The following is a 20,774-nucleotide window of genomic DNA, read 5'->3' on the forward strand; positions in this document are numbered from 1 at the left end:
TGCCCATGTGGCGCTTGACCGAGGAGATGGTGCGGTCGACGTTGGTGACCGCCTGACGCTTGGCGATCTCACCGACGAGGATCTCGCCGGACTTGGAGAAGGCCACGACGGAGGGGGTGGTGCGGCCACCCTCGGCGTTCGGGATGATGGTGGGCTCGCCACCCTCGAGGACGGCGATGGCGGAGTTGGTGGTACCCAGGTCGATACCGACAGCGCGTGCCATGTGGTGTGCTCCTTGTGGTTGCTTGGTTGATGTCTGCAGTGAGGGCCGGGGTTCCGGCTCCTTCAGGTTGAGTCGTATGCACTCAGGATTGTGGTTGAGTCGAACTCTGTCAACTCAACAACACCCAACCTTGAGTCTGATTGGCTCAACCCTAGCCGACCGGATTCCATTCCAGAAGGAGTGAGTGACCTGCGACACGGCCGCAGCATCGCAAGCCGGGGTCCCTTCAGGCCCTTTACTGCAGGAGGTTGGGGGTGTACTCGCCAAGGCCTGTGCACACGGCACGAGATCCGGACCTTCGTGGAATACACCCGGCTCCCAGCCAGTAGCACCCCGAACTCGTGCAATACGCGCCTGGCACCATCAGAGCAGCTGACCTCGCCGCTTCTGGCAACGATGACAAGACTCTCGCGCCCGCAACCGACGAATCCGCCGAAAGTGTCACGACTGGAGTCGACCGCCCTCAGCCGGCCGGAGCCATCACTGGCCCAGACGGCACTGCCGGCGCTCGGCCTCCTCAGCGGCCAGGCGCTGCTTCTCGCCCCTCTCGCGAAGGCCGAAGAGCCAGGATGTTGGCGATGACGCTGACGCCCACGATGACGACACCGAAGGCCACTCCGCTGGCCTCACCGGTCAGCCCCACCAGCGGACTGACGAGCCCGCCGACGACGAACTGGAGGAAGCCCAGCAGCGCAGAGCCGGTCCCCGCCCACCGGCCGGTACGGTCCAGCGCAAGCGCCGGCGCGTTACCCATCGACAATCCCAGACAGGCCACGTGCGCCACGAAGAGCGCCGCAACCGCCACCAGCAGCGGCATCCGCGAGGCTCCCGCCACCGGCTCACGCAGCCACATGAGACAGACCGCGGCGAAGACGACGTCGACCACCAGCACCGAGATGAGCCCGCCCCTCACCTGGCGAACCTGAGAGAAGCGGCGCACCAGGGAGGCCGCCACACCGATCGTCACGGTCACCGTCGCCCCACACAGGCCGAAGACCGCCGTGTAGGCCACCGCCCCCAGTCCCAGCACATTGCGCAGCACGAAGGGCGCAGCGGACAGGTAGGCCATGAGCAGTCCGAAGGACAGGGCGTTGATGAGCAGGAGGCGCACGAGGACATGGTCGCGGGCCAGCTCACGGGTGCCGTCGAGCAGGATCCGCAGGCCGCCGTCGTGGCGCCGCTCTGTAGGCAGGGACTCGGGTACCCAGAGGGCCACCATGATGACGAGCACCCCGGTGAAGGCTGCCACGACCCCCAGGATGCCGCGCCACCCGACGGGCTCGACGAGCACGCCCCCGAGAATCGGCGCCACCACCGGGGCGATCCCCTGAATCGCCATGACGACGCTGAGAGCACGGGCGGCGGTGATCCCGCGGGAACGGTCGGAGATGACCGCCCGGCCCAGGACCATGCCGGCCGCACCTCCGAGCCCTTGGAGGAAGCGGGCCCCTAGGAGGATGGGCAGGCTCGGGGCCAGGGCGGCACCAACGCTCGCCACCAGGGCCAGCACGCTGCCCCACAGCAGAGGGGGACGCCGGCCGACACGGTCAGACAGGACCCCGATGGTCAGCTGCCCCAACGCGATGCCCACGAGGAACGTCGTCATCGTCAGCTGGACGCTGGAGGCGGATACTCCCAGGTCGTCGGCCATCTGAGCGAAAGCCGGCAGGTAGGCGTCGATGGCCAGGGGCGCGACGGCAGCGAGCGCGGCCAGGGCGATGAGGAGCGGGGCGGGGAAGGAGGCTCTCAGCCCGCCGTCGGCGGGAGCGCCCGGCAATGATGTCATCACCCGAGAATAGGGAGGTTTCCGGCCCGTGCGTCAGTGCGCGACCACATGACGCCGTGCACAGCGCCGGCGGGCGGAACGGACGAGTACCACACGTCTGCGCCGGTATTCGTGTCACCTCCTGCCCCTAGACTAAGCGGGTGACAGACCTGCTCATCGATTCTCTGACACGCGCCGTGGAGGCCGCGCCCGACGACGTCCGGCTGCGCACCCACCTGGCCGAGCTCCTCATCGAGGCCGGCCGCAGCGCCGAGGCGGTCACGCACTGCGCCATCGCCCTCCAGCACGCTCCCACCGACGACTCCGCCCGGTCCCTCATGACCAGGGCGCTCTCCCCTCGAGCCGCGCAGGTCCCCGCCGGGCAGGCAGCGGGGCCAGCGTCAGGAGCGGCGACAAACCCTGCGGTCAGTGCCCCGGGTCCGGTTGAAGCCCAACAAGAGGCCACAGGCTCCTCGACAGCCCCCGACCTGTCGGCACCCGAGCCGTCGGAGACTCCGGCACCCAGCAACTCGACGACGTCGGGAGGCGCAGACGACTTCGACTGGGGTCAGGCCGAGAAGGACCTCGGCGATGGGCCGGCCGCACCGTTCGTGTCCTCCGAGTCCACCCCGACCCATCCCGTTCCCGTCCCGGTCAGAGCCGACGGCATCGGTGACCCGGCGGACTGGGAGGTGGAGCGGGTAGGCATCTCCCTGGCGGACGTCGGCGGCATGACCGAGGTCAAGAACCGGCTAGAGGCCTCTTTCCTGGCGCCTATGCGCAACCCTGAGCTGCGCCGGCTCTACGGCAAGAGCCTGCGCGGTGGGCTGCTTCTGTATGGTCCGCCGGGAACAGGCAAGACCTTCATCGCCCGAGCCATCGCCGGTGAGATGGGGGCAGGATTCCTCTCCGTCGCGATCTCCGACGTGCTCGACCCCTTCATCGGCAAGTCTGAGGCCAATCTTCACAACATCTTCCAGCAGGCACGAGACAACAACCCCTGTGTCCTCTTCCTCGATGAGATCGACGCCCTCGGTATCAAACGCTCGCTGTCACGTCACTCGGGTATGCGCAATACCATCAACCAGCTCCTCGAGGAGCTCGACGGCGTCGGCAACAACAACGAGGGCGTCTACCTCCTGGCCGCCACCAACGCCCCCTGGGACATCGATCCGGCCCTGCGCCGGCCGGGGCGACTCGACCGAACCCTGCTCGTCCTGCCGCCGGACGAGCCGGCGCGCGCCGCCATCCTGCACACTCACCTGCGTGAGCGCCCCGTGGAGGGTATCGATCTGCAGGCCCTGGCACGGGCAACCGATGGGATGACCGGAGCCGACCTGTCGCACCTGTGCGACAGCGCCGCGGAGAAGGCGCTCATGGACTCGGTGCGCATTGGCCGACCCCGACTCATGACCATGCAGGACATGTACGCGGCCCTGAAGGAGATCCGCCCTTCGACTGGCCCCTGGTTCGAGACCGCGCGCGCCGTCGTCGAGTACGCCGACGCCTCCGGGGAGTACACCGATCTGCGCGAGTGGATGAAACGGCACCGTCTGTTATGACTGAGGACGACGCATACGATCGGGAGATTCAGCGGGCCGAGTGGTTCGCCGAGGTCGGTCAGGACGAGCGGGCCATGCAGATCCTCTCCGGTCTGCTCGCCAGGCACCCGGACAACGCCGGCAACACCTATATCGCTCTGGCATACGCCCACACCAAGGCAGGCCGGATGAAGGATACCGAGGCCGCGGCTCGCAGAGCGATCGCGTCACTACCGGATAATCCCAACGCGCACCGGTTTTTGGGCCATGCCCTGCTCTACCAGGACAAGGAGCTGGAGGCGGAGCGCCCGCTGCGAACAGCCCTGGAACTGGCCCCGGAGGACGACTTTCTGCACTTCCTCATGTCCACGGCGCTGGCCAGTCTGGATCGCGATGAGGAGGCGTTGTTCTACGCCCGCGAGGCAGTGAGACTGGCACCGGGACAGGCCCGCAACCATATGGCACTGGCGACGGCTCAGATGGATAAGGACCCTGCAGCGGCGGAAGCGTCGCTGCAGGAGGCCCTCGCCCTGGATCCCACGTACAGCCACGCACTCTTCCGGCTTGCGTGGGTGCGCAGTAAACGTGGAGACCATGTCGGTGCGGCCAGGGCGATTGCCTCCTACACCACGCAGGCCTCGGATCCCAGCGAGGCACGGGCAGCCGTCGACGACTTCTTTCACGAGGCTGTCTTCACCCTTCACTACGGTATGCTCGCGTGCGCCCTGTTCATGCTCATGTCCGCGGTTCTGGTACGGCTGGCGGACCTGCCCAACTGGCTTCTCCTTCTGCCGTTATCCATCTGTGCAGGCCTCACCTTCCGAGCGGTCGGGCGGCGGGTGCAGGCGCTTCGCCTCGCATTCGCCGGCCGCGGCCGGCTGATGGCGCGTTCCTTCATCCGGCGTCAGCGATTTTCCACCGCCTGGGCACTGCTGCTCCTGATCACGTGGGTTGCCCTCGGGGTCGGCGCCATCCAGCTCCTCCTGGGTGGCATCGTCATCCTTGCCGGCGCCCTGGGAGTGGGACTCCTCCTCCTGATCAGCACCTGGATCTTCGCCCGACTCAAGATGCAGTGACGGACCGGCCGGGGAGTCGGCGATCAGCAGGCCGCGTCACAGGTGCCGGTCGGCTCGGGCGTCCTGGTCGGTCTCAGGGGCGACCATGACGTGGTCGCCGTCGGGCACGATCCGCACCCGCAGCCCGTAGACCTCGGCGAGGGTGCCGGGCTGGAGGACCTCGGTAGGCGGCCCCTCGGCGAGAACCACCCCGTCGGCCAGGACGGCGAGGCGGTCGCAGAAGCGGGCCGCCAGGTTGAGATCGTGCAGGGCGACGACGGCGAGGCGGCCGGTATCCCGATGACAGATCCGCCGCACGTGGGAGAGCACCGAGACCTGGCGGCGCAGGTCTAGGGCGGAGGTGGGCTCATCGAGCAGGATGAGTCCGGGCTCGCGCACGAGCGTCTGGGCCAGGGCCACGAGCTGGCGCTGCCCGCCGGAGAGCTGGCCCAGTGGCCGGTCGGCCAACTCGGCCACGCCGAGCTCGTCCAGGGCGCCCCAGGCCAGGTCGATGTCGGCGCGGCTCGTGTGCCAGGTCATCCCGCGCCGCGAGGCGGTGAGCACCGACTCCAGGGCGGTCAGGGCGGCGTCGCCGGGCAGGCCCTGCGGCATGTAGCCGATCATGCCGCGCAGGTCCCGCCCCCGACGCCCCTCGAAGGTCACCTCCCCCAGGTAGCGGCGCAGCTGGGCCACACAGGTGACCAGGGTGGACTTGCCGGCGCCGTTGGGGCCGAGCAGCCCCACCATCTGTCCCGTCTCCCAGGTGGCATCAACCCCTTTGAGGACAGCTCGCCGACCGTAGGAGAAGGTGAGATCGTCCAGTATCAGACTCATGATCCACTCCTGACCGCCGAGCGCCGGCGCCCGAAGATGATGGTGAGGAACACCGGAACACCCACGAGGGCGGTCAGGATGCCGACGGGCACGGCCACCCCCGGCACGATGACCTGACTGGCGGCATGAGCGGCGGTCAGCAGGGTGGAGCCGGCCAGGATGGAGGCGGGAACGAGGAAGCGCTGATCCTCCCCCACCAGGCCGCGGGCCATGTGCGGTCCCACGAGCCCCACGAAGCCGATGATCCCCACGAAGGCCACGGACAGGGCGGCCAGCAGTGCCACCCCGACCAGGGTCCAGGCGCGCAGGCGTGCCACGTTGATGCCCATGGCCGCGGCGCGCGCCTCCCCCAGGGTGATGGCGGTCAGGCGCCAGCCGTTGACCCAGAACACGGGCGTGGCCACGAGCAGGGCCACCGATACGGTGGCCACGGCCGGCCAGGTGGCGCGCATGAGTGAGCCCATCGACCAGAAGACGATCTGCTGGAGGCTCTCAGTGGAGGCCCGGTACTGCACGAGCGCCAGGAGCGCCTGGCAGCTGAAGACCAGGGCGATGCCCAACAGGATCGTCATCTCCTTGGTCACCGAGGGCAGCCTGGAGACCATCGCGATGGTCAGGGAGGCCGCCAGTCCCGCTGTCATCGCCACGATCGGCAGGGTGGCCCCGGTGGCCACGGGCAGCACGAGGCCCGTGACGATCGCCAGTGCCGCACCGAGGGCGGAGGCCGCCGAGATCCCCAGGGTGAAGGGCTCGGCCAAGGGGTTGTCGAGGATCGTCTGCATCTGGACGCCGGCCAGGGACAGTGCTCCGCCCACCAGGACCGCCAGGAGCGCCGGGGGCAGGCGCAGGTTGATGACGATGTTGGCGACCCAGGGGTCGTAGTCGGCGTAGAAGATGGAGCCGAGCACCTGAGCCGGACTGAATCCCAGTGGCCCCACCATGAGGGCGGCGAGGAAGACGGCCAGGAGCAGGGCGGTCAACCCCGTCAGCATCGCGATGCGCCGCAGGGTCCGACGACGGTAGGAGGCGTAGGCCGACGCCACCGTGTCCGCGGGTACACCGGCCCTCCCACCGGTCTCCGTCGTCGACGCGGCGTCATCCAGCTCCCGGGAACCGCTGCAATGGCGGGCGGCACCGTCGTCGGAAGTGGCCTTGGCGTTGGGTAGTCCCATCAGATGGAGGTGAAGAAGACGCCCTCCGCCTTCCAGGGCATGTAGTCATCATGGAAGGACTTCCAGACGGCGTCGGGGTCGATGTCGGAGAAGGCCTCGGGGTTCTGCCACTTGGCGAAGGTCAGGTAGGCGATGAAGTTGTAGGGGGCGTCGTAGAACTGGTGGTAGACGCCATAGACGCGCCCGTCGACGAAGGCCTGGATCTGGTCGTAGCCGGGCTGGTTCTTCAGCTGCTCCAGGCTGGCCTTGGCGGAGGCCTCATCAGCCTTGTAGCCGAGGTGGACGTAGCTGGTCTGGGCGGTGTCCTTGATCTTCTGCTGCTGCCACTCGCCACCGGTGGCGATGATGTTCTGGGGGTTTGAGGCGATGACCTGCTCGGGGGTGAGGACGCCCTCCTCGCCGGACAGGAGGCTGTCGGCGATATTGGTGCCGCCGGTCGCCGTGACGATGGCCCCCAGGTTGGCAGTGGAGTAGGTGGAGCCGGGATCGTTGATACCCGGGCCGCGCCACAGGAACGTGGTGGGCTTGGCGGTCAGGGACTTCACCTTCTCAACGATGGGGTCGACCTGCTTCTTGTAGAAGGAGACGAAGGCCTCGGCCTCCTTGCGCTTGTCGAAGAGGTCACCCATAAGGGTGACCGAGGGGACGGTGTTCTTGACCGGGTCGCGTCGGAAGTCGGTGACGACGTACTTGATCTGCTGGCCGTCGAGCTTGTCGAGATAGCCCTTCTCCTTCGCGGAGTTGTAGACGTCCAGGGTCATGACGAAGACGTCGGGCTGGTACTGCACCAGGGTCTCGATAGGCAGGCCGTCCTTGGCGATGGAGCCGATGGTCGGCAGCTCGGCGGCCTTGGGGGAGACCGCCACGATCCTCTCGTAGAAGTCGGGGGCGGCCTTCTGGAGGTCCTCGCCCCAGGCGACCACCTTGTCGATGGGGTTGTCCTTGTTGAGGAAGGCGAGGGAGTAGACGTGGCGGGACTCGCTCAGGACGATGTTCTTGGGCTGGGCGTCGAAGGTGACCTTGCGGCCGACGATGTCGGTGACCTCAAAGCCGCCGCCTGACGCGCTCGCGGAAGTGCTGCCGCTGGAGCCCTTACCGGCTCGGGAGGTGACTCCACAGCTGGCGAGGACGGCGGTGAGTGGGAGGGCCATGAGCAGGGTACGACGGCGCATAGGAGTCCTTCGGTGAGGCGAGGGCGGAAACGAACCACCGAGGACATTAGGTCAACCTCAATTAATTTAACAAGAGAAGCATCCTTATTTTGGTAAGTCTGAACAAACAGTTCGCAGATCATATGGATGGTTGGCACAGCGACAGAGCTGCGCCGGCGGGTGGTGCGGGCTCAGTGCGGGGTGGATTCACCACTCGTCGCGAAGCCTGTCCGCACCCCACGAGCCTTGGGGCCCACTGGAGGAGGTGCAGGTGCACTCCACGTGAGGCGGAGGTTCGTGCAGTGCGGTCAACTCCTGGCCAGTGCGTCCCCCATCCTCGTGGAGTAGACCCCGGCAGCACCGATGACAGCAGGGAACGCTCGGGCGCTGGCGGAGACCGTGGTGGCCGGGGCGTCACGGCCGACGGGAGGTGCTTGCGCGGGTTGCGTATGACATCGCGCTCGGTTTTCCCGCTCGTCCAGTGCCTGTTGCGAACGGCCTGTCGGATTCGGAGGCGCCCAGGGACTCGTGGACGCACCTGAGGCCCAGCGGACTGCACCTGCGACGCCCACGGTCACGGACCAAAATGCGTCCGCGGTTTCACAGGAGACCCACAAGGCCAACCTACGCCTGGCACACACGGCCTCGACACGGTTGAGCCATGCACAGCTCCAACCCCCTCAGTCCGACCGAGCCTCCCCAGACCGGCCAGAACCACCAGTCCGGTCGGCGCGGCCGCTCCTCGAAGTCCCGCAAGCATCCGCGCCGCCGCTTCCTCCTGGGCGGTGCCGCCGTCCTGGGCCTGGCCGCCACCGGCACCAGCGCCTGGGCACTCAACCGCTTCGTCATCGACCACGTCGAGGTCGACGATGTCGCCGCCCTGGAGGCCAAGGCGCAGAACGCCGCCGCCAACTCCTCGGCGACCCCGGCCACCAACGTGACAGTCGGCGAGAACTCCTACTCCTCGTCCAACACGAGCATCGAGATCCAACAGGTCGCCACCGGATCGGGCAGCGACACCGTCACCTACTACGTGGCCGACGTCAAGCTCACCAACGCCACTGACCTGCGCAGCGCCTTCGCCAACAACTCCTACGGCACTAACATCACCGCCAAGCCCACCACGATCGCCTCCGAGCACAACGCCGTCCTGGCCATCAACGGCGACTACTACGGCTTCCGCAGCGACGGGATCCTCATCCGCAACGGCGTCATCTATCGCGACAGCCCCAAGCGCGACGGCATGGCTTTTTACACCGACGGACGCGTGGAGGTCTACGACGAGACCACCACCAACGCCCAGACGCTCCTGGACGCGGGCGTGTGGAACACGCTGTCCTTCGGGCCGGCCCTGGTCAACAACGGTCAGGTGCTCTCCGGCATCGACCAGGTCGAGGTCGACACGAACGTCGGCAACCACTCCATCCAGGGCAGGCAGCCGCGCACCGCCGTGGGGTGGGTGGGGACGAACCACGTGAAGCTCGTCGTCGTCGACGGCCGCAGCGAGGGCTACTCGCGCGGCGTGACCATGACCGAGCTCGCCCAGATCATGGCCGACCTGGGGTGCGCCTGCGCCTACAACATCGACGGCGGCGGCTCATCGGCCATGTACTTCAACGGCACGATCATCAACCAACCCTCCAACGGGGGCGAGCGCGACACCTCCGACATCCTCTACATCGCGAACGGATCCTGAGATGAGCAGCACCGACAACCTCACCGGCACCTCCCAGTCCCCGAGGACCCCGGCGACGACCGCGCAAAAGGTCACACGCCGTTCCGTCTACCAGCAGTACCCGCAGTCCTATCCGACGGCGTACCCGACAACACGGCTGAGCCGTTCCGGCGGCAGCGAGCAGGCCACCGCGCGGGTCATCGTGGGCGAGGCGCCCCGTCGGATGGGAGACTCGCCGGCACGGGCTGCCGGCAGCCTCACGGCCGTGACGACCTCGCCGCGCGTCCTGCCCCGGATCGTCGCCCCAGCACGCCGAACCGCCGTCAACCGGACGGCGCCGAGGGCCACCACCGCGCCTCGTCCCCTGGCGACGGTCACGCTGGTGGTCCTCGTCCCGGCCTACAAGCCCGATGAGCGTCTGGCCGGGCTCGTGGCCCGCCTGCGCGGTGTGCGCCGGGACTGCGCGGTGCTCGTCGTCGACGACGGCTCGGGTCCGCAGTACGAACCCTTCTTCGCCGCCGCCCGCGCCCGCGGCGCCCAGGTGGTCAGCTACCCGATCAACCGGGGCAAGGGGTGGGCGCTGCGCACGGGCCTGGCCCATGCGGCTGTCACCTGGCCCGATGCGGACGTGGTGTGCGCCGACGCCGACGGGCAGCACACGCCGTCGGACATCGAGGCCGTGGCCGCGCGGGTACGCGAGACCGGGCACATGACCCTGGGGGTGCGGCGGTTCACCGGGCCAGTGCCGCTGCGCAGCCGGATCGGCAATGACGTGACCGCCCTGCTGTTCCGCAGCACGACCGGCTGGAAACTGGGCGACACCCAGACGGGCCTGCGCGGCTATCCCGCCGGGCACCTGAACTGGTTGCAGAGCGTGCCCGGCGACCGCTACGAGTACGAGCTCTCCACCCTGCTGCGTGCCCACGAGCTGGGGCTGGTGGTGGAACAGGTAGAGATCACCACGGTCTACGAGCCGGGCAACACCTCCTCGCACTTCCGGCCGTTGCAGGACTCGGCGCGGATCTACGCCCCACTGCTGCGGTTCATGGGGACATCGCTGGCGAGCTTCGGGATCGACTGGCTGGGTGTCATGGTCATCTTCGCTATGACCGGAAACCTGCTGGCGGCCGTCGTGGGGGCGCGGCTGGTCTCCGGGACTGCGAACTTCTTCATGAACCGCCGCGTTTTCAAGGCCCGGCGCGGCACCGTGGTGCGTACAGCGGTGCGCTACGCGATCCTGGCTGTGAGCCTGATGGCGGCCAGCTACGTCGCACTCAAGGCGCTCACCGCGATCGGGATCCCGCTGGGGATCGCCAAGATCCTCGGCGACGGGGCCATCTACGTGGCCAGCTATGTGGCGCAGCGCCGGCTGGTCTTCAAAGAGCGGGGGTGAGACCGGCACCGTCGAGGTCGGCGCGGCGCCGCCTTCCTCCTCGAGTTCGCCCCAGCGGACCTCAGCGAGCGCTGATGAGGCCGGACTCGTAGGCGGCGATGACGAGCTGGGCGCGATCGCGGGCGCCCAGGCGGGCCAGGAGCGCGGTGATGTGGCTGCGGCAGGTGGCCCGGGTGATACCGAGCTCGGACTCGATCTCAGTGTTGGACAGGCCCCGCGCAATGAGCAGCAGCACCTCACTCTGGCGGGGCGTGAGGGTCTCAACAGCGCCGACCCGGGTGCTGCTGGGGGCTCCGGCTGTCGCAGTGCTCGGCAGACGGGCCACGAGGCGGGACAGCGCCTGGGGGCTGAGCAGCGACCGGCCCTCGTAGACAGTGCGCACGGCGTCGACGAGGGACTGCGGGTCGGTGTCCTTGAGCAGGAATCCGCAGGCGCCGGCGCGCAGGGCACCCAGGACGTAGTCGTCGATCTCGAACATGGTCAGGATGAGGACGCGCGTGGCCGCGAGCGCGGGGTCGGCGCAGATCCGGGTAGTGGCCTCAATGCCGGTCAGTCCGGGCATCTGGATGTCCATGAGAACGACGTCGGGACGCAGCTCGGCGGCCAGGGCGACCGCGCGAGCGCCGTCCTCGGCCAGGCCGACGACGCACATTCCGGGCTCTGCCTCGAGCAGGGCGGCCAGCGTGGTGCGCAGGAGGGCCTGGTCCTCGGCGATGAGGACCCGGATGGAGGCGCTTTCCGGCTCTGGAACACCCTCAGTCATGGGGACTCCTGTGGGGTTCAACGGGCAGCGTCGCCTCGATGGCGAAGCCGGGCGCGTCGGCGCGGGGGCCGGCAGTCAGGGTCCCGCCGAATGCTGTCAGGCGCTCGTGGAGTCCGCGCAGACCTTGCCCGGCCCCGGGGTGAGGCTCCCAGCCGGTCGCCGGCCCGTCGTCGACGACGGCGATGCGCAGCAGTCCCGGCTCCCGACGGAGGGTCACGCGGGCGCGCGTGGGGCCGGCGTGGCGGGCGGTATTGGCCAAGGCCTCGGTCACGACCCGGACCGCGGCCTGCGCCACCGGGGCGGGGAGGAGATCGGATGCCGCCGAGTCCGGGATGGCGGCCGCTCCTGCACTTGTCCCGACAACGGCATCGAGCTCGACGGCGACACCGGTTCGTCCGGCCCGGTCGATCGATTCATGAAGACTCTCGGTGAGGTTGTCGGGAATGCCGGTCTTCGGCGTCGGTACGCCCTCCGCTGAGGGCGCAGCGGTCGCCGAGGCCGCAATGACCGCTCCGGGCGTCGGGGGCCTGCTCTCGTCGCGCAGGACGGCGAGCATGCGCCGCAACGCGTCGGTGGCCTCGTGAGAGGCGGTCTCGACGTCGTCGAGTGCGGTCCGCAGTCCGTCGGGGGTGGTCTCGAGGCGCTGGGCCACGGCGCAGCGCACGGTGATGGCACCGAGGTTGCCGGAGACGGCGTCGTGCAGCTCTCGGGCGATGACGAGGCGGTCCTCGGCGACGGCGCGCGCGGCGGTCTCCTGCGCCAGGCGCCGCTCGTAGGCACGCTGGTCGCGCCGCCGCAGCCACAGGGAGGCGACGACGAGTCCGGCCATGATGAGCAGTACCGTCATCTGGGCGTGTCGAGAAGGAGTCGGGGAGAAACCGACCATGGTGCCCAGGCCGACGACAACCACGGTCAGCCCGGTGATGGCGCGCCCGAGTGGCGAGTGGCGCGGTGGGACGTCGGGGGCTGGCACCCGGACAGTCTAGGAAGGCGGTACGGGCGGTTCATCGAACCAGGGTCTGACGGACCTGGGTCTGAGGAGGCGGGGAGGCCTCGCCTTGGCGGCCGATGCGCGCTGCCGCTCGGCGCGCTGGAGTTGGCCCATGATCAGTATTGAGAACCTCGTCAAGCGGCACGGGACGCGGGAGGTGCTTCACGGCGTGAACCTGGAGGCCCGTCCGGGCCGCGTCACCGGTTTCGTGGGCCCCAACGGCGCCGGGAAGTCATCAACCCTGCAGTGTCTGCTGGGACTGGACCGGGCCGACGGAGGGCGGGCGCTCATCGGCGGGCGCACCTACCGCGAGCTGCGCGAGCCACTGCGCACGGTGGGGGCGGTGCTCGACGGCTCGGGCGCGCATCCCTCGCGCACGGCTCGTGGTCACTTGGGTTGGGTGGCCTCGGGCGCGGGCATCAGTCGGCGTCGGGTGACGGAAGTGTTGGATCTCGTCGGCCTCGGTGAGGCGGCCGGGCGGCGGGTGCGCACCTTCTCCCTGGGAATGGGACAGCGCCTGGGGCTGGCGACGGCGCTGCTGGGCGATCCGGAGGTGCTGGTCCTCGACGAGCCGGTCAATGGCCTGGACCCGGAGGGGATTCGGTGGATTCGCACGCTGCTTCGGCAGAGGGCCGGTGCCGGGGGCACGGTCCTGCTGTCCAGTCATGTTCTGGCCGAGCTGGGCGAGGTGGCCGACGACGTCGTTGTCATCGCCGGTGGGCGGGTGCGGGCCGCCGGGGCGCTGGAGGAGGTCGCGGCGGGGTACAAGAGCCTGGAGGAGGCCTTCTTCTCCCTAACGTCTCCTAGCGGGGGCGGGGCCGGCGGTCGGGCAGGCCGGGCCGGACACGGGGAAGGGGCCCGTTCATGAGCGCGGCGACGACGCTGGTGCGCTCCCTCAAGGCGGAGGCGCGCAAGACGGTAGGCCTGCCGGGAGCCTGGCTGGGGGCGGCGTTGGCGATCGTCCTGCCGCTCCTGATCGAGTACTACACGGATCATGACCTGGCGGCGCGGCTGGCGGCCGGCGACCCGGGTGCGCCTGCGCAGCTGGGCAACGTCGGCGTCATCGGGCTGTACGTGGGGACGACGGGGATCGTGGTGCTGGCGGTGAGTGTTGTGGTCAGCGAGTACGCGAGTGATCCGCGCACGAGCGGGGCCTCCAGCGCTCCTCGACAGGTGGCGACGACGATGCTGGTGCAGCCGCGGCGCGGGGCATCGGTGGCCGCGAAACTGACCGTCGTGCTGGGGGCTGCGACGGTGCTGCTGGCGCTGGCGTGGGCAGAGACTTTCGCGCTGTGCCGGCACCTGCTGGGGTCGAGTGTGCCCTTCGATCCGGTGCCGTGGTGGATGCTGACGGGGATCCTGACGTGGTGGGTGTTCTCGGCGATGGCGTCGATGGCATTGGCGATGGCGACGCGCAGCGCGCTGGTGTCAATGACGGTCCTCGTCGCGATGTCGACGATGATCTCGCCGGGGGTGCTGCTCATCAAGTCCATCGATGCTGCCCGATTCTTGCCGGATACCGCGGCGGTGCGGCTCATTGCGAACCCGACGACACTCAACTACGACCGGCTGGTCGAGCTGCTGTCGATCCCGATGGCGGCCACCGTCTGCGCGGCGTGGGCGGGCGGGTGCGCGGCGGTGTGCTGCTGGGTGTGGATGAGGCGGGACGCATGAGCGGAGCCGGTTCGACCAGCAGGGTAAGGGTTACCGCAGGGGTGACGACAGCCTGGGGGCGTGCGCTGCACGCGGAACTGCTGAAGGTGGTGACGCTGCCGGCGATGTGGTGGTCAGCGGCGGTGGCGGGCACGGCCGCGGTCGCCACAGTGATGTCGGTCCTGCAGAACGTGGAGGATGAGCGGGGATTCGGATTCGAGGAGATCGCTCCGATGTGGACGCTGGCGGTGCAGATCGGCTTCGTGGCGGCCGGTGTGGCCGCGGCGGGCGCGGAGCACTCCACGGCGCAGGGCATGACGAGTCTGCTGGTGACGCCGGCGCGTGAGCGGCTGACGGCGGCACGACTCATGGTGCTGACCGTTACGGGGCTGGTGGCGGCGAGCGTCCTGGTCGGGGTGAGCCTGGCGGCGTGCCCGACGATGTCGGCGACGGCGCTGTGGGCCGGCGGAAGGACCGTGGTCTGGTTGACGGCGGTGCTGCTGCTGGCGGCCGGGCTCGGTGCGGCACTGCGCAGCGTCATCGGAGCCTCCACGGCGGCCGTGGTGCTGGTGATTCTGGTACCGCAGCTGGCCGTGTTCCTGGGCGACGCCGCCCGCTGGCTCCCGGGCCAGGCGGGGCAGATCTGGCTGGCGGAGGACGCATCGCGGGCGGACGTCGCCTCTGCCGGGCTCATCATTCTGGCCTGGACGACGGCCGCTCAGATGGCCGGCATCGTCCGGCTGGTGCGGGCGGATGCGTGAGGATCGGTAAGCCACGAGTACGAGCCTGCCGCCGCCCATCAAAGCCGGGGGGTGGGCCGGGGGTGGGAGCGAGTGAGGACGCTCCCGCCCCTGTCCCTTGCCGAGTAAACCCAGATCACTCAGCACCGTTCCAACTCGCTACACTTCCGCCTAAGCGCCTTGCCACTGCAAGCAGGCACACCCCATATCTCACCCGCTCACTTCATGAGGGAAGCCACCATGGACAGGGAAGTATTTACTCCTGCGGAGGAGCGCGACGCACACTTCGCCGCCATGCAGTGGTTCGAGGCGCAGCAGATGAGTGGCCATGAACTCTTGACTCATAAGGAGTTGATGGAGGGATTCTCCTGGCATGGCCATCGCTTCCACCTCACCCATCAGTCCCAGGGAATTTGGAAGCCGCAACCCTTTGCCGCAGCTCTGACGTTCAAAACCGCAGCCCCAACACCAGGAAAAGAAGCACCATACGCCGATCGAATTGACGACAGCGGACTACTTCGTTATAAGTTCTCAGAGACGAAGAAGTGGGCGAATGACGCTATGAAAGTGGCTGCACAGCGCCGCTATCCACTCGCCTGGCTCGTAGGAATAAAATCAACCCCTTCAACGCTATTCTATTACGCCCGATTCCCCGCCTACATCGTCGACATTGACAATAGAAACACAGAGTTCATCATCGCCATCGACGAGACGACACCATCCTCCTCAGATCACAAGGACTCTGGGAAGATCGAGAAGAAGTACGTTTCCAGGTGGACAAAGGAGCGTATCCATCAGCACGACTTCCGGGAACACGTACTCAGCGCCTACCAGATCTCCTGCGCAGTCTGCGATCTTCCACACGCACAGCTCCTGGAAGCCTCACACATTATCGCCGACTCCAAGGAAGCCGGCGTCCCTGAGGTCAGCAACGGCTTGGCACTGTGCAGGCTCCACCACACCGCCTACGACCGCCACCTCCTCGGAATCGACGCCGACCGCCGCATCCACGTGGCAACAAGAGCGAAGAGCATCGAGACCGCACGTCTGCAAACCGGATTGCTGAGATTCGAAGGCCACTCCCTCACACACGTGCCGGTCTCCAAGCAGATGCATCCTGATGGCGATCGTCTTGCCGAGCACTTCGACGACTTCCTCAGGGCAGAGACTCAAACGCCCCGATAGACTCAAAGCTTCCGGCAAGCTACGCATGGTTCCAGAGAATGGACTTCTACCACTCGAAGGAGCCCACCGTGATCTATCCACGCGACATCGCAACCGAAGCGGAGACGGCCGCTCTTGAACATGCCGATCGCCTCGCCGTCATCATCGGCAAGCACTGGCACCCCACGAACGACGCCGACCGAGACGATGTCATGCTGCTCGTCGCGGACCTCCTACGCGCGCACGCCGAGACAGGGATCGAGATGCAGACTTGGAGAGCAGCACTCGACGTCGTCATGGACCATCTGGCAGTGGAGCCCGAGGGAGCCGACTTGCTCCATCGCGTCGGCAGGCCCACCTGGTTCACTGTCGTCGGAACAATGAAGGATGGTCAACGAGAGCCTGTTGCCGTCATGCCCGGCCGGCACCGACTGGAGACTGCAATCGGTGCCTGGACCATCCAGACCCAGGCACCGACGGCAGCCGATGCAGCTAGCGTCGCTACCAGTAAGTATTCGCCCTCCACTTACTCAGCTAACCTCACCGATAACGACATGCGGCCTCGCGAAGCTGTTCAGCATACTGGTAAATGTCTTCCAGTCGCTCAATTTCGTGACGCGTCTCTGCCTTGTGTTCATCAAGCAGACCAAGGTACTTCTTACTCTTCCCATTAAAATGAAAACGACACACAGGCTTGCGGTTCGAGTTGTCAACTAGAACACCAAAATAACTCTTGGTGTCGCGATCGACGATACGTTCCAATGGAATCTCCGCAGCCACAATTGCGCGGACAATCATGTACGCCTGCCTCTCCTCCTCGGTAGTTACAATACCATCTTTTTTATCCTCGACATCAACATCTACTCGAGACACCTCATTTTCACTTCCCGTTGACACAGAAGTAGATTCGGCGAGAGCATTTTTCAGGCGTTCATTAACTTGCTCCGCAAGGAACTGCCTACACGCCTTCTCCACAACCCCTTGGAAGAAATCTCGCATCTTCGCGGTCAGTGCACCATCGTACACGCGACGCGCAAACAGTTGAACAAAATCAGCGTCAGGATCACTGAAAGCTTGGGCGATCTCGGTTCTCGTAGAAGACACATACTTGAGTTCTTCGGCCGCCGTCAACACCGAATCAAGATCGAAAGTCGCCTTGGTGAGTTTTTTCAGCTCTGGAAGAATGTAGGTATCGACATTCATGAGATCCAAGCGGAGGAATGGCCTAGAGTCCATAATGTTTGGCTTATCCAAATCAGTATAGAACTGCCAATATCTTCCATTAGTCAGAACGCCGATTCGCGCATTGGAAACTGAAAAGTAACGAACAAGCTGACTGGCGTGCTCAAGAGATAGGGGTTCACCAATCTTTTTGGCTTCGACTAGAATCTGTATAGATTCTTCACGCTTGATTGCATAGTCGATTTTTTCTGCTTTACGACTACCAACATCGGCAATAAATTCAGGTACCACCTCATCCGGATTGAAGACATCATAACCTAGAACGCTTTGAATGAAGGGCATGATGATGGCATTTTTGGTAGCTTCTTCCGTCTCAAGCGAACCAGCATAGTCTTGTACACGATTCGCTATGTTGAGCAATGCATCTTCGAATGACATAAGTCCTCACTGACTGTCTCGGAGCAACAACCTCATCGATTCCGACATCCTAGATCTCAGTCACTTTTTCCCCTATATATTTCGACACACATCCCGGAGTTGTTTGCATATTGTTATTTACGTATAGAACTTGAAACATTTCGATAGATCAAGAGGATTATTCACAGCCACGACGAACACTTGCGTTTGCCCGGGCCAGGGACCGCTTGCCTCGCCCTGTGAATAAGCCTCCAAGTATCGGGTTACCCACAAACGCGTCAGCCCGCTCTTGCACCCCGCAGAGGATAGGCATTCCGCGAGCCAGAATAATTCACCTGACGAGTATATGTTGACCGAAATGAAACATTTTTAGGAACTTCAACCTCTTCCACCAAAGTAGTAGCACAGTAAAATTACTCGGCACCCACCTCGACGTATGCACTTGGCGAGGACTGTGCACAGGTAAACAGTGGTGGATGCACCGTTCACACGATTGAGGACCGTGCCCTCAAGGAGGAAGTTATGAAGCACTCCTGTCGATCCATAGTCGGCACGCTTGCAGCGATGACGCTCATGGGACTTGCCAGTCCCACCGCTCTCGCTGAAGAGCCAACCACACCCCCAGCAGGCGACGTCGTCGCCGAGCAACCAGCAACTCCGCCGGTCGCCCCGGCCGAGGCTTCACCAACCGTTCCCGCCACTCCCCCGGCACCCGTGGCGGCAAGCGAAGCGCCCTCCGCACAGCCCTCCGAGTCTCCCGCACCCGCTGTTTCACCGAGTGAGGCACCGAGCGCCGCGCCTTCTGAAGATGCCACTCCCTCAGACAAGCCATCTGTTCCGCCTGCTGAGCCCAAGAAGGAATGGCGGGAGGAGAACGGCAAGCTGTACTACTACGAGAACGGCGTCAAGAAGACCAACACCTGGGTTCCCGACGGAGGACGCAGGTACTACGTCGGCGCCGACGGCACCCTGCAGACCAGCACGTGGCTGCAGCTGGATGGCAAGCGGTACTACACCGACGCCCACGGCGCTGCTCTCACGGGCAGGCAGAACGTCGACAACGCCGAGTACTACTTCGACAGCGACGGCGTCATGCAGGCCAACCGGTGGATCGACCAGGACGGACTCAGTTTCTACGTCCAGAGCTCCGGCATCATCGCCACCAGCACGTGGCTGCGCCTGGGCGACAAATGGTTCTATGCCAACGAAGTCGGCGCCAAGTCCATCGGTCTGGTGAAGGTCGGGGCGAGCTGGTACCACTTCAACGACGACGGTTCCATGAGCGCGAGCACCTGGAAGCAAGTGAGTGACCACTGGTACTACGCCAACGCCGACGGCGACCTGGCTACCGGCTGGAAGCAAATCAGCGGCGCCTGGTTCCACTTCAACGACGACGGCGTCATGAGCGCCGGCTGGATCTCGCCGAACGGCCACTGGTACTACCTGAGCGGCAACGGGGCGATGGCTACCGGCTGGGTACGGGTTGACGGTTCTTGGTACAACTTCGACACCACTGGCGCCATGCGCTCAAGCACCTGGGTCTCCGACGGCGGACAGTGGTTCTACCTCGAGGGCTCCGGCGCAATGGCTGCCGGGAAGTGGATCTCGCCGGATGGCCGCTGGTACTACGTCGACGGAACCGGCGCCATGGTCACCGGCTGGCAGCAGATCGACGGCGCCTGGTACTTCTTCCACGGCAACGGAGTCATGGCGAGCGGGTGGCAGCAGATCGACGGCACCTGGTACTACCTCGGCGCCGGCGGCGCCATGGTCACCGGCTGGCAGCAGATCGGCGGCACCTGGTACTACCTCGGCGCCGGCGGGGCCATGGCCACCGGCTGGCAGCAGATCGACGGCACCTGGTACTACTTCAACAGCGGCGGTGCGATGGCCGCTGACACCTGGATCGAGGACACCTTCTACGTTGATGGAAGCGGCGCGATGCTGGTCAGCACCACCAGAACGATCCGCGGATGGACCTACAAGTTCGACGGCAACGGTCGATGGATCACCGTCAACAACGGGGGCTACAGCTGTCCCGACTGGGCCCGGATCAAGGGCAATGCGAGCAGCATGATCTACCACCACCCGTGGAACCAGTCCTACGACGTTACCAAGCCCGAGGCATGCTTCTCCACCGACGCGCAAGCCGAAGCCGCCGGTTACCATGCCGCCAAGCGGTGACCTGACCGCAGACAACACAACTGAATGAGCCTCAGCCGGCTTGCCTCACCGACAACTGACTGAGGTCCATGCCCGTGGGGTCCCACGCAGAACCGTCTGCTTGGGGCCCCACGGGCTACTACGCCCCAGCGGTTGAGCAACGGTTCTGCATCAAGACTTCGCAACAGTCGGGGTTCTGAGACCGAGGCCCCACACAGTCCTTCGTCATCATCCCCTGCAGCGGTCCGGTTCTATCGGTCCACCCCTTGGCTCTCCGTGATATCTGGACAACATAATCAACCGGGCGATATTTCATATGCCCCCACAACAAATCAGAAAGATAACCATCTCAGCAGACATCAGATACTTAACCAAACTGACGCACAATCTAGGTATTTCGGGCATGATAACGCTGTCGCATCCTCGTATATTTTCTGCATCCGCCCTCCGGAGAAAAGGTCAGGCAAGACTGTTGACCGGCCGGTTGAGACGGAAGCATTCACAAAGATGAGGATCTTTTCCTCAAGGAGGATATGATGAAGCGCACAGGCCAGTACATGATTGGCACACTCGCGGCAATGACGCTCATGGGGCTGGCAGGTCCCGCAGCCCTAGCCCAGAGTGATGACTCCGCCCACCAGGGAAGCGAAGCCACCGTCTCCGAGACCGCCGAAGCCACCACCGCGCCAACCACTGACGCGCCCCAGGCCGCCGACCCCGACACCAAGCCAACCACCGACGCCACCCAGGCCGCCGACCCCAGCACCAAGCCAACCACCGACGCCACCCAGGCCACCGACCCCAGCACCAAGCCAACCACCGACGCCACCCAGGCCACCGACCCCAGCACCAAGCCAACCACCGACGCCACCCAGGCCGCCGACCCCAGCAC

General features: G+C 65.8%; 16 protein-coding genes and 2 pseudogenes. 10 read left to right on the top strand and 8 right to left on the bottom strand.

What is annotated here, in order from left to right; all coding sequences use genetic code 11:
* A partial coding sequence (locus RWR81_RS08660) for an Hsp70 family protein (RefSeq protein WP_314456868.1) occupies positions 1-223 on the bottom strand: 223 nt, incomplete at its 3' end.
* A gap of 480 nt (positions 224-703) precedes the next feature.
* A pseudogene (locus RWR81_RS08665) lies at positions 704-2,009 on the bottom strand (multidrug effflux MFS transporter).
* A gap of 140 nt (positions 2,010-2,149) precedes the next feature.
* On the opposite strand from RWR81_RS08665, the gene RWR81_RS08670 reads away from it, so the two are divergent.
* Positions 2,150-3,550: an AAA family ATPase gene (locus RWR81_RS08670; protein ID WP_314456870.1), complete on the top strand. Its 1,401-nt coding sequence runs from the start codon at positions 2,150-2,152 to the stop codon at positions 3,548-3,550.
* Positions 3,547-4,605: a tetratricopeptide repeat protein gene (locus RWR81_RS08675; RefSeq protein ID WP_314456873.1), complete on the top strand. Its 1,059-nt coding sequence runs from the start codon at positions 3,547-3,549 to the stop codon at positions 4,603-4,605. The genes RWR81_RS08670 and RWR81_RS08675 overlap by 4 nt, the downstream gene beginning before the upstream one ends.
* 36 nt (positions 4,606-4,641) lie before the next feature.
* Here the strand turns inward: RWR81_RS08675 and RWR81_RS08680 are convergent, their stop codons facing one another.
* Genes RWR81_RS08680 through RWR81_RS08690 form a run of 3 tightly spaced genes read right to left on the bottom strand, consistent with a single transcriptional unit; the run spans position 4,642 to position 7,762 of the window.
* On the bottom strand, positions 4,642-5,418 hold the full coding sequence (locus tag RWR81_RS08680) for an ABC transporter ATP-binding protein (protein ID WP_314456875.1): 777 nt from the start codon (positions 5,416-5,418) through the stop codon (positions 4,642-4,644).
* Positions 5,415-6,590 (bottom strand): iron ABC transporter permease, encoded by a 1,176-nt coding sequence (locus RWR81_RS08685; protein ID WP_314456891.1) that lies wholly within the window; start codon positions 6,588-6,590, stop codon positions 5,415-5,417. The genes RWR81_RS08680 and RWR81_RS08685 overlap by 4 nt, the downstream gene beginning before the upstream one ends.
* Positions 6,590-7,762, bottom strand: a complete 1,173-nt coding sequence (locus RWR81_RS08690) for an ABC transporter substrate-binding protein (protein WP_314456898.1) — start codon at positions 7,760-7,762, stop codon at positions 6,590-6,592. Before RWR81_RS08690 ends, RWR81_RS08685 begins: the two co-directional genes overlap by 1 nt.
* A 640-nt stretch (positions 7,763-8,402) precedes the next feature.
* Here RWR81_RS08690 and RWR81_RS08695 point away from each other — a divergent pair.
* Positions 8,403-9,437, top strand: a complete 1,035-nt coding sequence (locus tag RWR81_RS08695) for a phosphodiester glycosidase family protein (RefSeq protein WP_314456900.1) — start codon at positions 8,403-8,405, stop codon at positions 9,435-9,437.
* Between the two features lie 202 nt (positions 9,438-9,639).
* Positions 9,640-10,809 carry a bifunctional glycosyltransferase family 2/GtrA family protein gene (locus tag RWR81_RS08700; RefSeq protein ID WP_314456917.1) on the top strand — a complete coding sequence of 390 codons (1,170 nt, stop codon included), beginning with the start codon at positions 9,640-9,642 and terminating at the stop codon, positions 10,807-10,809.
* A 61-nt stretch (positions 10,810-10,870) separates the two neighbouring features.
* On the opposite strand, the gene RWR81_RS08705 is transcribed toward RWR81_RS08700, so the two are convergent.
* Both RWR81_RS08705 and RWR81_RS08710 read right to left on the bottom strand, forming a co-directional pair.
* Positions 10,871-11,572 carry a response regulator transcription factor gene (locus RWR81_RS08705; protein ID WP_314456902.1) on the bottom strand — a complete coding sequence of 234 codons (702 nt, stop codon included), beginning with the start codon at positions 11,570-11,572 and terminating at the stop codon, positions 10,871-10,873.
* Positions 11,565-12,545, bottom strand: a complete 981-nt coding sequence (locus RWR81_RS08710; RefSeq protein ID WP_314456904.1) for a histidine kinase — start codon at positions 12,543-12,545, stop codon at positions 11,565-11,567. The genes RWR81_RS08705 and RWR81_RS08710 overlap by 8 nt, the downstream gene beginning before the upstream one ends.
* A gap of 130 nt (positions 12,546-12,675) precedes the next feature.
* Between RWR81_RS08710 and RWR81_RS08715 the strand changes: the two genes are divergently transcribed.
* The 4 genes from RWR81_RS08715 to RWR81_RS08730 all read left to right on the top strand — a co-directional run bounded on the left by RWR81_RS08715 (position 12,676) and on the right by RWR81_RS08730 (position 16,141).
* Positions 12,676-13,431, top strand: a complete 756-nt coding sequence (locus tag RWR81_RS08715; RefSeq protein ID WP_314456906.1) for an ATP-binding cassette domain-containing protein — start codon at positions 12,676-12,678, stop codon at positions 13,429-13,431.
* Positions 13,428-14,237, top strand: coding sequence for an ABC transporter (locus RWR81_RS08720; RefSeq protein WP_314456908.1), 810 nt, complete (start codon positions 13,428-13,430; stop codon positions 14,235-14,237). The genes RWR81_RS08715 and RWR81_RS08720 overlap by 4 nt, the downstream gene beginning before the upstream one ends.
* Positions 14,234-14,977, top strand: coding sequence for a cupin (locus tag RWR81_RS08725; protein WP_314456910.1), 744 nt, complete (start codon positions 14,234-14,236; stop codon positions 14,975-14,977). The genes RWR81_RS08720 and RWR81_RS08725 overlap by 4 nt, the downstream gene beginning before the upstream one ends.
* Positions 14,978-15,181: 204 nt before the next feature.
* Positions 15,182-16,141 (top strand): HNH endonuclease signature motif containing protein, encoded by a 960-nt coding sequence (locus RWR81_RS08730; protein ID WP_314456911.1) that lies wholly within the window; start codon positions 15,182-15,184, stop codon positions 16,139-16,141.
* A 519-nt stretch (positions 16,142-16,660) separates the two neighbouring features.
* Here RWR81_RS08730 and RWR81_RS08735 read toward each other — a convergent pair.
* The gene (locus tag RWR81_RS08735; protein ID WP_314456913.1) at positions 16,661-17,740 is read right to left on the bottom strand and encodes a type I restriction enzyme HsdR N-terminal domain-containing protein; all 1,080 of its coding nucleotides are present in this window, start codon (positions 17,738-17,740) and stop codon (positions 16,661-16,663) included.
* 501 nt (positions 17,741-18,241) lie between these two features.
* Here RWR81_RS08735 and RWR81_RS08740 point away from each other — a divergent pair.
* A complete protein-coding gene (locus tag RWR81_RS08740; protein ID WP_314456915.1) occupies positions 18,242-19,903 on the top strand; it encodes a cell wall-binding protein in 1,662 nt (553 codons plus the stop codon).
* Between the two features lie 515 nt (positions 19,904-20,418).
* Positions 20,419-20,774, top strand: a pseudogene (locus RWR81_RS08745) (hypothetical protein); the annotation flags it as partial.

The sequence above is a fragment of the uncultured Actinomyces sp. genome, from assembly GCF_963526355.1.
In the GTDB taxonomy this organism is placed as follows: Bacteria; Actinomycetota; Actinomycetes; order Actinomycetales; family Actinomycetaceae; genus Actinomyces.

Coding starts and splice junctions, on each gene's coding strand:
- RWR81_RS08685 (WP_314456891.1), bottom strand. CDS start 6,590: ATGGGACTACCCAACGCCAAGGCCACTTCCGACGACGGTGCCGCCCGC.
- RWR81_RS08730 (WP_314456911.1), top strand. CDS start 15,182: ATGAGGGAAGCCACCATGGACAGGGAAGTATTTACTCCTGCGGAGGAG.
- RWR81_RS08740 (WP_314456915.1), top strand. CDS start 18,242: ATGAAGCACTCCTGTCGATCCATAGTCGGCACGCTTGCAGCGATGACG.
- RWR81_RS08725 (WP_314456910.1), top strand. CDS start 14,234: ATGAGCGGAGCCGGTTCGACCAGCAGGGTAAGGGTTACCGCAGGGGTG.
- RWR81_RS08690 (WP_314456898.1), bottom strand. CDS start 7,762: ATGCGCCGTCGTACCCTGCTCATGGCCCTCCCACTCACCGCCGTCCTC.
- RWR81_RS08680 (WP_314456875.1), bottom strand. CDS start 5,418: ATGAGTCTGATACTGGACGATCTCACCTTCTCCTACGGTCGGCGAGCT.
- RWR81_RS08735 (WP_314456913.1), bottom strand. CDS start 17,740: ATGTCATTCGAAGATGCATTGCTCAACATAGCGAATCGTGTACAAGAC.
- RWR81_RS08715 (WP_314456906.1), top strand. CDS start 12,676: ATGATCAGTATTGAGAACCTCGTCAAGCGGCACGGGACGCGGGAGGTG.
- RWR81_RS08675 (WP_314456873.1), top strand. CDS start 3,547: ATGACTGAGGACGACGCATACGATCGGGAGATTCAGCGGGCCGAGTGG.
- RWR81_RS08700 (WP_314456917.1), top strand. CDS start 9,640: ATGGGAGACTCGCCGGCACGGGCTGCCGGCAGCCTCACGGCCGTGACG.
- RWR81_RS08720 (WP_314456908.1), top strand. CDS start 13,428: ATGAGCGCGGCGACGACGCTGGTGCGCTCCCTCAAGGCGGAGGCGCGC.
- RWR81_RS08695 (WP_314456900.1), top strand. CDS start 8,403: ATGCACAGCTCCAACCCCCTCAGTCCGACCGAGCCTCCCCAGACCGGC.
- RWR81_RS08705 (WP_314456902.1), bottom strand. CDS start 11,572: ATGACTGAGGGTGTTCCAGAGCCGGAAAGCGCCTCCATCCGGGTCCTC.